Source organism: Haloarcula rubra (genome assembly GCF_019599465.1).
Taxonomy (GTDB): Archaea; Halobacteriota; Halobacteria; order Halobacteriales; family Haloarculaceae; genus Haloarcula; species Haloarcula rubra.
This window is the reverse complement of sequence record NZ_RKLR01000003.1, coordinates 116,387-129,317: the sequence shown is the minus strand read 5'-3', so window position 1 is coordinate 129,317 and position 12,931 is coordinate 116,387. Positions and strand designations below refer to the sequence as shown.

The 12,931-nt window shown below is 68.0% G+C and carries 12 protein-coding genes; 2 read left to right on the top strand and 10 right to left on the bottom strand.

Annotated features, from left to right (window positions below):
- Positions 1-14 precede the first annotated feature (14 nt).
- Genes EGH21_RS08975 through EGH21_RS08960 form a run of 4 tightly spaced genes read right to left on the bottom strand, consistent with a single transcriptional unit; the run spans position 15 to position 3,290 of the window.
- Positions 15-908: a polysaccharide deacetylase family protein gene (locus EGH21_RS08975; RefSeq protein WP_220618140.1), complete on the bottom strand. Its 894-nt coding sequence runs from the start codon at positions 906-908 to the stop codon at positions 15-17.
- Positions 905-1,942, bottom strand: coding sequence for a DUF354 domain-containing protein (locus EGH21_RS08970; protein ID WP_220618139.1), 1,038 nt, complete (start codon positions 1,940-1,942; stop codon positions 905-907). The genes EGH21_RS08975 and EGH21_RS08970 overlap by 4 nt, the downstream gene beginning before the upstream one ends.
- The gene (locus EGH21_RS08965) at positions 1,939-2,712 is read right to left on the bottom strand and encodes a polysaccharide deacetylase family protein (RefSeq protein WP_220618138.1); all 774 of its coding nucleotides are present in this window, start codon (positions 2,710-2,712) and stop codon (positions 1,939-1,941) included. The genes EGH21_RS08970 and EGH21_RS08965 overlap by 4 nt, the downstream gene beginning before the upstream one ends.
- Positions 2,709-3,290, bottom strand: a complete 582-nt coding sequence (locus EGH21_RS08960) for an acyltransferase (protein WP_220618137.1) — start codon at positions 3,288-3,290, stop codon at positions 2,709-2,711. Before EGH21_RS08960 ends, EGH21_RS08965 begins: the two co-directional genes overlap by 4 nt.
- A 233-nt stretch (positions 3,291-3,523) precedes the next feature.
- Between EGH21_RS08960 and EGH21_RS08955 the strand changes: the two genes are divergently transcribed.
- The gene (locus EGH21_RS08955) at positions 3,524-4,483 is read left to right on the top strand and encodes a polysaccharide deacetylase family protein (protein ID WP_220618136.1); all 960 of its coding nucleotides are present in this window, start codon (positions 3,524-3,526) and stop codon (positions 4,481-4,483) included.
- Between the two features lie 35 nt (positions 4,484-4,518).
- Here the strand turns inward: EGH21_RS08955 and aglF are convergent, their stop codons facing one another.
- The 4 genes from aglF to EGH21_RS08935 all read right to left on the bottom strand — a co-directional run bounded on the left by aglF (position 4,519) and on the right by EGH21_RS08935 (position 8,380).
- Positions 4,519-5,295, bottom strand: a complete 777-nt coding sequence (gene aglF / locus EGH21_RS08950) for a UTP--glucose-1-phosphate uridylyltransferase AglF (protein ID WP_220618135.1) — start codon at positions 5,293-5,295, stop codon at positions 4,519-4,521.
- Positions 5,296-5,359: 64 nt separating this feature from the next.
- Positions 5,360-6,232 carry a beta-keto acid cleavage family enzyme gene (locus EGH21_RS08945; RefSeq protein WP_220618134.1) on the bottom strand — a complete coding sequence of 291 codons (873 nt, stop codon included), beginning with the start codon at positions 6,230-6,232 and terminating at the stop codon, positions 5,360-5,362.
- A gap of 79 nt (positions 6,233-6,311) precedes the next feature.
- On the bottom strand, positions 6,312-6,512 hold the full coding sequence (locus EGH21_RS08940; RefSeq protein WP_220618133.1) for a hypothetical protein: 201 nt from the start codon (positions 6,510-6,512) through the stop codon (positions 6,312-6,314).
- A 2-nt stretch (positions 6,513-6,514) separates the two neighbouring features.
- The gene (locus EGH21_RS08935; protein ID WP_220618132.1) at positions 6,515-8,380 is read right to left on the bottom strand and encodes a right-handed parallel beta-helix repeat-containing protein; all 1,866 of its coding nucleotides are present in this window, start codon (positions 8,378-8,380) and stop codon (positions 6,515-6,517) included.
- Between the two features lie 282 nt (positions 8,381-8,662).
- Between EGH21_RS08935 and EGH21_RS08930 the strand changes: the two genes are divergently transcribed.
- Complete coding sequence (locus EGH21_RS08930; RefSeq protein ID WP_220618131.1) at positions 8,663-10,273, top strand: alkaline phosphatase family protein; 1,611 nt, start codon at positions 8,663-8,665, stop codon at positions 10,271-10,273.
- A 12-nt stretch (positions 10,274-10,285) separates the two neighbouring features.
- Here EGH21_RS08930 and EGH21_RS08925 read toward each other — a convergent pair whose 3' ends face one another.
- Together EGH21_RS08925 and EGH21_RS08920 are read right to left on the bottom strand one after the other, a co-directional pair.
- Positions 10,286-11,713, bottom strand: coding sequence for a hypothetical protein (locus tag EGH21_RS08925; RefSeq protein WP_220618130.1), 1,428 nt, complete (start codon positions 11,711-11,713; stop codon positions 10,286-10,288).
- A 65-nt stretch (positions 11,714-11,778) separates the two neighbouring features.
- Positions 11,779-12,822: a glycosyltransferase family 2 protein gene (locus EGH21_RS08920; protein ID WP_220618129.1), complete on the bottom strand. Its 1,044-nt coding sequence runs from the start codon at positions 12,820-12,822 to the stop codon at positions 11,779-11,781.
- Positions 12,823-12,931: the final 109 nt, after the last annotated feature.

Sequence of the window (12,931 nt, the reverse complement as noted above, 5' to 3'; positions counted from 1 at the left end):
GTCGACGGTATTGGTTATCTGGTTCCTACGCGCTCGGTGTAGAGGTCGCCGGGTGGACCGACCCACGCGCCCCGGTCGAGCGCGGCCCGGACGACCCGCCGGTAGAGACGGTCGTACCCCGGGTGGTCGCGGCTGAAGTACCGCGGGTGCCACAGCACCGTCATGACGGCGTCGTTCGCCTCGGCCTCGTCGAGGAGCGACTGGCACGCGGCCCACGCCCGGTCGAACGAGTCCGCCGGGTCGGGGAGTGCGGCCTCCATCGCCGTCAGCGGGAAGACGACGAACTCGTCGTCGAACGGTCGGAACGGGTGGTAGCCGTCGGTGAACCCGTACTCGGTCGGACTGCCGAGCGTCGTGTCGTACTGCAGGCCGATGGCCCGGTAGTGTTCCCACGTCTCCGGGCGCTCCAGCCGGAGGTAGTGCTGTCGCCCGCCGAGCACCGGTTCGCCCAGCACCGATTCGAGGTGTTCCTTCTCCGAGCGGAGGCGTTCCCGGTCGTCGACGGACTCGTAGGAGCCGTGCAGACCGACCTCCCACCCACCGGACCGGAGCGTCTGGAGGAGGTCCCGTATCCGCTCGTCCTCGATGTCGTACCGGCCGGCGTACAGTTGCCAGCCCTCCATCGTCAGCCACTCGCTCGGCGACCGGTCGGTGAACAGCGATTGCTCGTCGAGGACGTAGAACGCCGAGCGGACCCCCTCCCCTCGCTCGAAGTCGAGGAGGTCGTCGAAGGTCCAGTACGGCGTCCGACTCGGCGCGAGGTCCAGCAGGTGACTCGGGTCCCGGCGAGTGAGCGCGTAGAACAACGACTGGTAGGTCTTGTACGGCCGGTCGACGTCGTGGGTGAGACAGAGTGCGAACTCGTGTCCGTCCGGCACCCACTCTGTCCCGGTGAGACGGTCACTCATCGGCCCACGTCCAGCGTCTCTTCGACGACGACGTCGGTGACGTCGACGCGTTCGGCCAGCAGTCGCTCCCGGCGGTGGTCCCACTGGGCGGCCGACTCTGGGCTCTCGACGATGTCTCTCACCCGGGCTATCGCCTCCTCCTCGTCGGCAACGTTGACGATGAGGCCCCGGTCGTCCAGTTCGCGGAACATCGAGATGTCGTCGTCGCCGACGAAGGAGTTCGACCGGACCGACGGCGTCCCGAGGAATGCGGCCTCCAGCGCCATGGTCTGGGAGTCGCCGACGTAGCCGTCGGCGTAGTACAACAGGTCGTGGATGTCCTCCGGCGGGATAGGGAGCCGATGGCGCTCGAACTCGGGCGGGAGTTCGGACTCGCTGGTGATGTACACCGTGCCCCGCTCCGAGAGGTAGTCGACGAGGGTCCGCTTGGCGTCGCGACTGAACCCCGAACGGCCGACGTCGTGGTGGGCCGCCCACGAGACGAACCGCAGGACGTAGTACGGTTCGTCCACGGCGACGCCGTGGTCGCGAAGGCTCGACGGGTCGGGGTCGAAGCGCTCCGGGTGGAGGTAGGCGAGTTCGTGATAGCCGTCGTAGCGGCGGTGTTTCTCGCCGAGGTCCAACTCGAACCCCGCCGGCGTACAGATGCGGGAGGTGAACGGGAGGGTGAACCGCCGGAGCGAGCGCGTCTCCACCTCGTCGTCGGTGAACGTGACGCTGGGCGTCCCGGTCAGGCGGGCCGCCTGCGCGGCGACGGGGCTGAGGTGGCTCACGACGACGTCCGAATCGAACGCGCGGATGGCTCGGATGAGTTTCAGTTCCCGCAACGCCCACTCGAGAATCAGCCGCGGCGTCGAGTCCGCCTGCGTCGACAACACCTCGTAGTCGATGTCGTAGGCGTCCAGCAGGTCCGTCGTCACCTCCTTCTCGCGGGCGGTGACGAGCGTCTCGTGGCCGCGGTCCTGAAACTCCCAGATGGCGTGTTTGAACAGGTGGACGTGGGCCGGGTGCCCTACCTCGAAGTGGACGTTCATCGCAGGAGTGTCAGCCCCCGTTTCCCGACGTTCGTGATGGCGTCTTTCGCCGCCTCGGCGACCAGTTCCGGCGTCGAGTCCGCCCACCGGTTGGGGTGTGTCAGCAGGCAGGCCCGGTCGACCCGGTGGCTCCGCAGGAGCGCCCGGAGGTCCGCCGTCGAGTCGGCACCGACCCGTTTCTCGCCCTCGCCCATCGTGTGGTCCTTGATCTTGAGCGCGCCGTCGCGCCACGTCCGCCCGGTGTCGGAGAAGTAGGTCACGTCCGTGAAGTCCATCGAGAGGTACGCCTCGCCGACGAGGCCGTACGGTTCGAGGTCGGTGGGGTCGGCCCACATGTCGCGGTTGTCGTGGGGCGTCAACGGGTTCCCGTGCATGCAGACGGTGTCGACGGTGGCGTACTCGCGCAGACGGGCGAGGTGGTCGGCGAACGACGCTCTGGCAGCCTCGACGTCGCCGTCGGCGCGGTCCAGGTCCTCGTAGTGGTAGCCGACCTCGTGACCGAGCGCTTCGAGACGTTCGATCTTCTCGGGGTCGAACACTTTCTCGATGGTGCGGACGTAGTACGTGCTGGAGACGTCGCGTTCGGCTTCGATACGCGCGAACCGGACCGAGTTCTCGGGCTTGCGGTCCACGTCGTGGCGGAGAATCAGGAACCGGTCGGGCAGGGACTCGCGCCGGACGTACTCACGGACCGTCAGAAAGTCGTAGCCCGCGTCGAGCGCGGTGTCCAGTAACGCTGCGTAGGCGTCGTCGGTGAAGTCACGCGTCATCGGTAGGCGTTGGCGGCGTCGAGGTGCTCCGGCAGTGGGCGGTGTTTCGCGGGCGTCCCGACCGCCAGCGTCCGGGGCGGCACGTCGTCGGTGACGACGGCACCGGCCGCGACGAACGAGCGCTCGCCCACGGTGACGCCCGGCAGGAGCGTCGCGTTCGCGCCGATCGAGACGTCGTCTTCGAGCGTCGGGCCGACGAGATCGACGTCCATGCGGAGGGGGTACGGGTCGTTCGTCAGCGTCGCCCGCGGGCCGAGGAACACTCGGTCGCCGACGACTGTCTTCGGCGGGACGTACACCCCGGTCTGCATGCTCACGTCGTCGCCGACATCGGTCTGTCCGTCGATGACCGACTGCGTTCCGACGACCACGTCGTGTCCGACCGTCGTCTCCTCCCGAATCACCGCGTTGTGCCCCGTCTGTAACCCGTCGCCGACGACGACGTCGGGGTATATCACCGTCCCGGAGCGGACGACGCCGTCGTCGCCGATGCTCGCAGGCGTCTGCTCGCCCTCCGGTGGGAGAATCTGTGCCGACTCGGCGATGCGACATCCACTCCCAAGTTGACACTTACTCATGCGCCCGGCCTCCGCGGAGGGGAACGGTACGTCTCGGACCGGTCGACACAGCGGGTCCCGTTCATCGGTGCTCTGTCGGAGATTTCAGCAAGTTCCGGGCTTTGTTATGGGCGTCCTGTGAAATCGGCGGCCGCTACCGGTCGCCGTCGGCGGGTCGTAACCTGATGCTACAGTCGGCTTACCGACCCGTCACCGTCGCATAACCAATACGAGCGACCCCGACTCGGAAACAAATGGGAACTGTCGTCGTCTCCGTCGACGCGGAACTCGGCTGGGGCTTTCACGACTATCCGCCCGAGGACCGCCCGACCGAGCGCATCGAGCGGGCACGCTGGGGGTGGGAGCGCCTCGTCGACCTGTTCGAGGAGTTCGCGGTCCCGGCGACGTGGGCCGTCGTCGGCCACCTGTTCGAGGACTCCTGCAACGGGGCACACGTCGGCCACCCGTCGCCGCCGGGGTGGTTCGCCCACGAGCGGGAGCCGGACCCGATGCCCGAGCGGTTCCGCTTCGCGCCGGACCTGATTCGCTCGCTCGTCGACGGCCCGGTGCCACACGACGTCGGCTGTCACACCTACTCGCACGTACTGTTCGGGGCCGACTACGCGACGCCCGAACTCGCCGACGCGGAGTGCCGTCGAGCGGTCGAAGCGGCCGAGGCCGCCGGCGTCTCGCTACACTCCTTCGTCTTCCCACGCAACCGCGTCGGCCACCGAGAGGCCCTCGCGAACGCCGGGTTCACCTCCTACCGGGGCACCGCGCCGTCGCCCGGGGTCGACGGTCCCGTCCTCGGCGCGGCCCGGAAGGTCGCACGGGCGACGGTGGTCGAACGGCCGCCGCCGCTCGTGACCCCCACCGTCGACGAGTACGGCCTCGTGAACGTCCCCGCGTCGATGTACCTCTTCGAGTTCGAGGGCGTCGCCCGGCAGGTGTTCTCGGCGACGGTCGGCGACCCGGTGGTGAGACAGGCCCGTCTCGGTGTCGACGCCGCGGCCAGCGAGGACGGCGTCTGCCACCTCTGGTTGCACCCGAACAACGTCACCGAGCGCCGCGACGTGGACCGCCTCCGCGCGATTCTGGAACACGTCGACCGACGCCGCGAAGACGGCGACCTGACGGTCGAGACGATGTACGACGTCGCACGGCAGACGCTACGGGCGGAGTCGACGCCCGTCGCCGACGGTAATACGTCGTGACACAGAGAATACGTCGTGGGTGCGACTGTTCCCGGTCACTCGCTGCCGGACTGGGCGGCAGACGTGGTCTCCTCGTCGACCCCGTCCGCGACGGTGACGGCGTCGTCCTGTAGCCGCTGTTCGGCCGCGTCGCGGTCCTCGGGATAGCCCACGTCCACGCGCCATCCGTCCATGCGGATGGCGTCGATGGTTCGCCCCGAGTCGATGAGCAGGTCCACGGCGTCGCTCAGTTCGTACTCGCCCCGGTCGGAGGGCTGGACGAGGTGACAGGCGTGGAAGATGGCCGGGGTGAACGTGTAGAAGCCGGTCATCACCAGGTTCGACGGCGGGTCGTCGGGTTTCTCGACGACATCGGTTATCTCGCCGTACTTGTTGGTGTCACAGACGCCGTACCTACTGGCCTCCTCCCACGGCACTTCCTCGACGAGGAAGGCGGCGTCGGCCCGCTCCTCGCGCTGGCGCGTTATCACGTCGCCGAGGTTGGCGTCGAAGATGTTGTCGCCGAGTAGCAACATGAACTCGTCGTCGACGTGCTCTTCGACGGTGAGGAGGGCCGACGCGAGGCCGTTCTGTTCGCGCTGGTGGGTGTACGTGATGGGGACGCCCTCGAACTCGTCCTCGTAGTAGTCGATGATGACCTGTTTCTTGTAGCCGACGACGACGTACAGTTCCTCGGCACCGAGCTCTATGACCTGTTCGAAACAGTGCGTGAGGATAGGCTTGCCCGCGACTTCGACCATGCCCTTCGGTTTGTCGTCCGTGAGCGGACGGAGTCGGGTGCCCTGACCGGCCGCCAGTATCACAGCGTCCATCGTACCGACGAGGCGGCGTCCCGAGAGAAAGGTATGGTCCGCCTTCGCTCGGTAGGCGACGGTTTCACACCTCGATGTCGTTGTCCTCGGTCTCGACGCTGGGCAGGCCCAGCAGTCGCCGCGTGACCGTCGGGGAGGCGACCTCTCGGAGCGAGTAGCGCGTCCGCTCTGCGGCCTGCCGGACGAGTTGGGCGTTGCGCTCGACGGGCGTCTCGGGGCCGACGAAGAGGTTGTCCTCCATCCCGACGACGGGGTGGGCCCCGAGGAAGAAGGCCACGGCGGTCAGCGGGTACTGGTTCGGGCCGGTCGCACGCACGAAGCAGGCCGCCTCGTCGGGGACGGCGTCGAGTAGCGAGAGGACGTTCGTCGGCGTCGCGACGGTCCCGTCGGCGGCCCCGAACAGGAGCGTCAGCACCGGCGGGTCCTCGAGCACCGACTGCTCGCGCAGTCGGTAGACCTCCTGCAAGTCACGACCGCTGGTGACCAACAGGTTGGGTTTTATACCGCGCGTCACCAGTTCCTCGACGAACCTGTCGACGTCTCGACGACTCGTGTCGGACGCCTCGCGGTAGCCGTACTGGGCGGGGCCGACCCGGACCGACGCCAGGTCAGGCGCGGGGCCCTCGTCGAGGATAGCGAGGAAGTCGCCCGGCGAACACCGCGGTTCGACGGCGTACTCGACGAGCACGTCGTCCTGACAGAGGTCCCTGACTGCCGACCCGAACGCCGACAGGCGTGACGGGGCCGGCTCGCCGTCGGCGTCGCGGCCGTGGAGGTGGGCCAGCGTCGCGCCGAACGACGCCGATTCGTACACCTGCTCTGCGACCTCGTCGGGAGCCACAGGCAGCGATTCGTTCACGTCCGTCGAATAGCGGTAGCCCGTCGGTGCGACGCCGAGTATCGCCTCGTCGCCGCGAATGTAGTCGTCGTAAGTCATCGTCACCCACACCGAGTGTAGTGGTGTGTGCGACCACACCACGCATCGGCGGATAGTTATAGAGGCCCTTAAGCCGCCCTCACTCGCGCAGTTCCACGAGGGCGTCGGCGCCGGCGACGATGAAGGCGTCCTCTAGCAGGTGGTCCTCCTCTGCCGGGAGGAAGACGTACTTGTCGTCCGTCTCCGACTGGATGACGGTGAGTTCCTCCATCTCGTAGTCGAGGTTCTCGTGCGGGTCGGGGTCGTCCGGGACGTCGTCCCACTCGTTGTTCGAGAACATCTTCAGCCGTGGTAGATGTAGAGTTCACCGTCGCCCTGCACGTCCACGTCGCGGAGACGCCCACTGTAGTAGTAGGCGTCGACGCCGTTCCCGACGTGTCCGCTGACGACTTTACACCCGACGTGGTCCGTCTTCTCGTCGGCCGCCGTCCCGCTGTTGACGACTTTCGTCCGCTCCTCGTCGACGACGACGTCGCCGGTGACCGAGAAGGTGTAGGTGGCGTCCTCCTCGGCGTCGCCGGTCCCGTCTATCTCGATGCGGTTGGGGTACCCCTTCGGCGCCGACGACTTCTCCGCGCCGGTCTCGCTCCGCGAGTCGCCCGCGTCGGACGACCCACCGCCCTGATTCTGCTGGGCGGGTGCCTCGGAGCTATCCGAGGGAGCGGCTTCGGTGGGTTCGGCCGTCGCGGTTTCGGTCGGCTCCGGCGTGGCCGTCTCCGTGGGCTCTGGTGTGGCCGTCGCCGTCGGTTCGGGCGTCGCGGTTTCGGTGGGTTCCGGCGTGGCCGTCGCCGTCGGTTCTGGCGTTGCCGTGTCGGTCGGCTCGGGGGTCGCGGTCGCCGTCGGCTCCGGCGTGGCCGTGTCCGTGGGCTCTGGTGTAGCCGTCTCCGTCGGTTCGGGCGTGGCCGTGTCAGTCGGCTCCGGCGTCGCGGTTTCGGTCGGCTCCGGCGTGGCCGTCTCGGTGGGTTCGGGGGTCGCCGTCTCGGTACTCTCCTCGGTCGTGGTCTCGGTGCTCGTCTCTGTCTCGGTCTCAGACGAACTCGTGGACTCGCTCCCGACCGGCGTCCAGATAGCGTAGTCCGTGTCCGCGGGCGTGGCCTCGCTCCCGGTGACGGCTTCGAACCCGTCGGGTACGTCCGTCGGACCGCTGCCCGTGAGTTGGATGTTCTCGCCGGTCCAGTTGCCCGTGACGTCCCAGTCTGTGTCGAACGGTTCGCTGTCGCCGTCGTTCGTGATGCGGCAGTTCCGGACGACGCCGGAGCCACCCTCCCCGCGCTCGTGGAAGTCGACGCAGGGACCGCCGACGTCGGTCCAGTTGAAGTCGCAGTCCTCGATGACGACGCTCTGGCCCGCGTCGTCGATTTTGATGCCACGCTGGGCGACGCCGCCACCGGTCTCGGAGGGCGCCTCCTCCGTCGCTTCGAAGTAGCAGCCACGGACGACGCTGTCGCCCGGCGCGAAGCGGACGCCGGCCGCGTTGGTGTTCCGGAAGACGCAGTCTTCGACGACGACCTGTCCGTTCTCACCCGTGTAGGGGTCCGAGACGTAGCAGGCGACGTTGCCGAGTTGCGCGAAGTAGCACGCCTTAATCAGGAGTGTCCCGGCGTGGTCGGAGCCGGCGTAGACCCCCGTCGAGTCCGAGTTCTCGACGGTGCCGTCGGGGACGTTCACGTTGACGACTTCCATGGTCGCACCCTCGTCGGCGCCGACGCGCCAGCGGGACTGCTCCTCGCCGCGCTTGCCGCGGACGGTGATGTTCTCGATGCGGACGGTCCCGCTCGTCGCCCGTATGCTCGGCCTAACCGTCGTCTCGGGGTCGTCAGGGCGGTTGAACGTGACGCCGTCGGCGGACCCGACGAGCGCGGCGTTGGCGACGTCGCCGCCGAGGCCGTCGCCCGTGTACTCGTACTCGCCGGCCGGAATCAGCACTTCGTTCCCGTCGACGAAGAACTCCTCCAGATAGGGGTCGATAAGCTCTCCATTCTGGAGGCCCTCGTCGGCGAGGTCGACGGTCGTATCGGCCGCGAACGCCCCGGTGACGGCCGTACTCCCGACAGCGGCCGTCGCCGCGACGCCGACGGTCTTCATGAACGTGCGGCGGTTAGTACGATGTCCTTTCTCGGCGGAGTCGTCGTCATGGCTTCCTGCCATATCCGGGCAGGCTCAACCTACCTGAAAAGGTGTTCTGACCAGCTGCTGCGTAGGGTTATCCTACTTAGGCGAGATTAGTCACCGACTACGTACGGTCTTCTTACCACCCGTAGTTGGTTCCTCGTAGCAGGAACTTAATTCAGGTTTTCTATAGACACGCGAAGAAATAGTTCCCTAAGCTGAATCTACTCCTCAGTAACGTGTGTCTAGGAGTTGCATACCACACTGCTGTCGGCAGTAAGACTCGTATAACGAAGCCAACAGCCGCGGGAGACGGCTACGATGCAGACACTGCTGTTGGGGTTGGACGGGGTCTGTCGCTCGGTCCTCGAACCGCTGTTCGACGCCGGGGTGACGCCGACGCTGTCGGGACTCTTCGAGGAGGGCGTCAGCGGGCCGCTGACCTCGCAACTCCCGCCGTGGACACCGAGCGCGTGGCCGTCGCTGTACACCGGCGTCAACCCCGGGAAACACGGCGTCTACGGGTTCCTCCGCTTCGACGGCTACGACCACGACGTCGTGGACGCGACGGACGTTCGCGCCCACGCACTGTGGGAGTTGATGGATCACCACGGCCACAGCAGCGTCGTGGTGAACGTCCCGGTGACCGGCCCCGCGAGCGACGTCGACGGCGCGGTAATCCCGGGTTACGTCTCTCCGGAGGACCCGCCGGGCCACCCCGAGGGTATCCTCGACGACGTGCGTTCGGCCATCGGGTCCTACTCGGTCTACGGGCCGATGGACACACCGGGCGAGGCGGCACTCGACGACGTAGCGGCACACGCGAGGTCCAGAGGCGACGCGTTCGCCTACCTCGTCGACCGGTTCGACCCGGACTTCGGCTTTCTGGAGTTCCAGCAGACCGACACGGTGTTCCACCGGCGACCGGAAGACACCGAGGCCGTCGAGTGTGTGTTCGAGGCCGTCGACGACGCCGTAGCGATGGCCCTCGACGCCGCGGCCCCGGAGAACGTCGTCGTGGTCAGCGACCACGGCATCGGCCCCTACGAGGGGCACGAAATCCGCGTTAACGAGTGCTTACGGGACTGGAACCTGCTTGCGACGACGACCGGCGGGGAGGGGATGCCGTCGTGGGACGCCATCGCTCGCCGTCGCCTCCAGCAGGGCGAGAGCGGCGGGACGCCCGACCCCGGCCCGTTGGAACGGGGCGTCGGCCTCCTCGCCCGCGCCGGTGTGACGAGTCAGCGCGTCGAGGCCGTCCTCGAGCCGCTCGGGCTGGCAGACACCGTCGCTCGAATCGTGCCGACCGACGCCGTCCGGGCGGGCACGGAGCAGGTCGACTTCCGTGCTTCGCGAGCGTACATGCGCGACCGCATCGAACTGGGCGTCCGTCTCAACCTCGCGGGCCGCGAACCCGAGGGCGTCGTCGACCCGGACGCGTACGAGTCGACGCGCCGGGAGGTTATCGACCGGCTGGCGGCCCTCGAAGACCCGGACGGGGAACGGGTCTTCGAGGCGGTCCGCCCGCGGGAGGCCGTCTTCGACGGCCCCTACGTCGAGGACGCGCCGGACGTGGTCGTCGTCCCCCGAGCGTTCGACAACTTCCTCAACGGCTCCCTGCTCGGCGAGTGGTTCGGGACGCCCCGTGAGCCGTGGAACCACAAGCGCGACGGCGTCGTCGCCGCGACGGGGCCGGCCGTCGACGGGTCGGCGTCGCTCGCGGACGCGCACCTGTTCGACGTGGCACCGACGGTCCTGAGTACGCTCGGCGTTCCGCGTGCCGAGCGGATGGACGGGACCCCGCTCCCGATAGTCGACCCGTCACCGGTCGAGTCGTACCCCGACTACGAGACCACGGAGCGGCGGGTTCGGGAGGACCACGACGTGGCCGACCGACTCGCCAACCTCGGCTACCTCGCGGACGGCGAGTGAGCACCGGCGCGGTCACGAGCAGTCACACACGCCGTTGCTCACGCGGCCGGGACTCCCGAGCGACTGGAGGCTGAGGTCACGCCTGTCGAGCGCCGCTTGTTCGGTCACCAGCGGTGTCCCGGTGACGGTGATGGACGACTGGCGGAGGGCGGAGTCGGCCGACTGGACGACAGTGACGCCGTTCCGCCCCCGGCCGGTCTGGCAGACACAGAGGCCGTCGAGGAGCGTCCCGTTCCGCCCGCTTATCATTATCGCCGTGTTCCCGGCGGCGGACCCGTCGACGGTGAGGTTCCGAATCTGCAGCGGGTAGCGGCGTTCCGCGCTGGAGCCGTTCTTCGGGTCTTTCGCCCAGAGCGCCCGGACCCCGTCGGCCCGGACGGTGACGTGGGTGTTCCGAATCGTGGCCGACTCGAGCCAGTTGGCGCAGGTGATGGCGCCGTCGCTCTCCGTCACGCGGTCCATCACGACGCGACAGCCGTCGACGAGGACGTTCGAACCCTCGCGGAGGCGGATGCCGCGCATGTTCGGGACGCCCGGCCGGGCCGTGTCACAGCGGACCGTCACGCCCTCGACGGTCGCTGGCCCGCTCACCCGCACGTTCGAGACGCCGTTGTTCTCGTACCGACCGCCGACGACGTCGACGCGACCCGGCGCGGGGGAGGCGTAGAGGCCGTTGTCCGGGAATCCACCCACGAGACAGTCCTCGAACCGGACGTGGCCGCGGTGGTCGTCGCCGACGTAACAGCCGGTGTTCGTGAACTGAGGGGCGCCACCGTCCGGCATGCGGAGGCGTCGGACGACTCCCGTCCCGTCGGGGTCGGTGACGCCGAACCGCATCCCGTCCTGGTCCACGTCGAACTCGCCGCGCACGGTGACGTCCGAGACGTGCAGGTCGTCGGCGACGGTCAGGTGGAGCGGCCGTGGTCCGGTGTTCTCCCGCCGAAAGTCGAACGTCAGCCCCTCGACGGCGAGGTCGGTTGCGTCCTCGCTGCGACCCAGCCCGAACAGCGGCCCACCGAAGTTCGGGACGGTGGTGATGGTCGCCTCCGGGCCGACGATGCCCAGCCGAGTGAACTCGTCGACGTACCAGTGTTCGTCGAGCAGGTACTCGCCGGGCGGGAACCGGACCAGCGTGTGGTCGGTGTCCAGCGACTGGAGCGTCGAGTGGATGGAGACGGACCCGGTCGGGTCGGCGCCTTCCTCGACGACGTCGACGACCTTGTCGTAGTCCTCGGGGGCCGGCGTGGCGGTCGCTGACTCGGTGGCCGTCGGCGTCTCTCTGGAGACGGCGGTGTCGACGGTGGTCGGCCGCGTCGTCCGTTCCGTGGGCGTCGTGGTCCTCGGCGCGCCGTCCTCGCGTGGACACCCGGCGAGTGAGCCGAGCAGACCAGCGGCGCCGAGTCTGGCGAGCAACCGACGACGCGTCCACTCCCGTGACATACCGTCCCTGACGACGAGAATCGAATTGTTATGGTGGCTTTACACCGAGTAAGACCTTGCTGCCGTCAGTCGTCGCCGACGGCGGGCGAGACGGAGGCCGAGGACTCTTCGCTACCCTCGGACTCCGCGTCGGCCACGGGCGGGTCGATACGGTCGTCGAGATGCTGTTCGTAGTTCCGGTCGACCAGTAACGCCCCGGCGAGGAAGGCGGTGCCGAGGAGGAGCGACCCGAGCAGGCGGGGGAGGGATTCGAGGAGGGACCCATCGCTCCGCACGGCGTCGACGACACCGGCGAGGACAGTCATCGCCGCGCCGACGAACAGCGCGAGCATCGAGTACGGCCCCTCCTCGACGTGTTTGGTCCGCAGGCGCCAGAGGAAGTTCCGCAGGAGCATCCCCGACACCTTCGGGATGTACGAGCGATAGGCGATGTGGCTCTCCTCGTCGCCGTAGTTCGCCGGCCGCGGCACGTCGACGACCCGGAGACCCGCGACGTTCAACCTGACGAGGAGGTCGTTGCAGTAGCCGTAGTACTCGTACATGTCCTCGATGCCAGCCTCCTCCAGTGCGTGCAGCGAGATGGCGGTGTACCCGTTCTGCGGGTCGCCGATGGTCCAGTAGCCGCTCGCGATGCGGGTCAGCCACGTGAGGATGCGATTGCCGACGTAGCGGAACCGGGGCATCCCGCTCCGGTGGGCCTCGTTCATGAGCCGATTCCCTTTGACGTAGTCGGCCTCGCCCTCAACGATCGGGCGGACGACGCCTTCGAGCAGTTCCGGTTGCATCTGGGCGTCCCCGCCCATGACCGCGGTCACGTCGATGCCGTCCTCGCGGGCGGCGAGGTAGCCGGTCTTTATCGCACCCCCGACGCCGCGGTTCGCGTCGTGCTTGATGGGAACGACACGACGCGAGAAGCCGTTTCTGGACGTCGAGGCGGCGTTGACGCGCTCGGCGGTCTGGCGTATCTCCGCCCACGTCCCGTCGGTCGACCCGTCCTCGACGGCGTATATCCGGTCGACGTAGCCGGGAATCGTCTCGATAGTCTCGCCTACCAGTCCCTCCTCGTTGTACGCTGGCACGACGACGGCGACGGTTGCGTCACGGTACATCGTCACCACGCTCCGACGCGCCGGGGAGTTTCAGGGCCCATTCTCGCCGGAAACTGGTGTTGTCTCGGGCATTGTTATGGTCGGCTTGTGCCGTGCGTCCGGTCGATTC

Bases quoted from the DNA above. Each gene is read 5' to 3' on its own strand.
- EGH21_RS08975 (WP_220618140.1), bottom strand. From the start codon at position 908: ATGAGTGACCGTCTCACCGGGACAGAGTGGGTGCCGGACGGACACGAG.
- EGH21_RS08970 (WP_220618139.1), bottom strand. From the start codon at position 1,942: ATGAACGTCCACTTCGAGGTAGGGCACCCGGCCCACGTCCACCTGTTC.
- EGH21_RS08965 (WP_220618138.1), bottom strand. From the start codon at position 2,712: ATGACGCGTGACTTCACCGACGACGCCTACGCAGCGTTACTGGACACC.
- EGH21_RS08960 (WP_220618137.1), bottom strand. From the start codon at position 3,290: ATGAGTAAGTGTCAACTTGGGAGTGGATGTCGCATCGCCGAGTCGGCA.
- EGH21_RS08955 (WP_220618136.1), top strand. From the start codon at position 3,524: ATGGGAACTGTCGTCGTCTCCGTCGACGCGGAACTCGGCTGGGGCTTT.
- aglF (WP_220618135.1), bottom strand. From the start codon at position 5,295: ATGGACGCTGTGATACTGGCGGCCGGTCAGGGCACCCGACTCCGTCCG.
- EGH21_RS08945 (WP_220618134.1), bottom strand. From the start codon at position 6,232: ATGACTTACGACGACTACATTCGCGGCGACGAGGCGATACTCGGCGTC.
- EGH21_RS08940 (WP_220618133.1), bottom strand. From the start codon at position 6,512: ATGTTCTCGAACAACGAGTGGGACGACGTCCCGGACGACCCCGACCCG.
- EGH21_RS08935 (WP_220618132.1), bottom strand. From the start codon at position 8,380: ATGGCAGGAAGCCATGACGACGACTCCGCCGAGAAAGGACATCGTACT.
- EGH21_RS08930 (WP_220618131.1), top strand. From the start codon at position 8,663: ATGCAGACACTGCTGTTGGGGTTGGACGGGGTCTGTCGCTCGGTCCTC.
- EGH21_RS08925 (WP_220618130.1), bottom strand. From the start codon at position 11,713: ATGTCACGGGAGTGGACGCGTCGTCGGTTGCTCGCCAGACTCGGCGCC.
- EGH21_RS08920 (WP_220618129.1), bottom strand. From the start codon at position 12,822: ATGTACCGTGACGCAACCGTCGCCGTCGTCGTGCCAGCGTACAACGAG.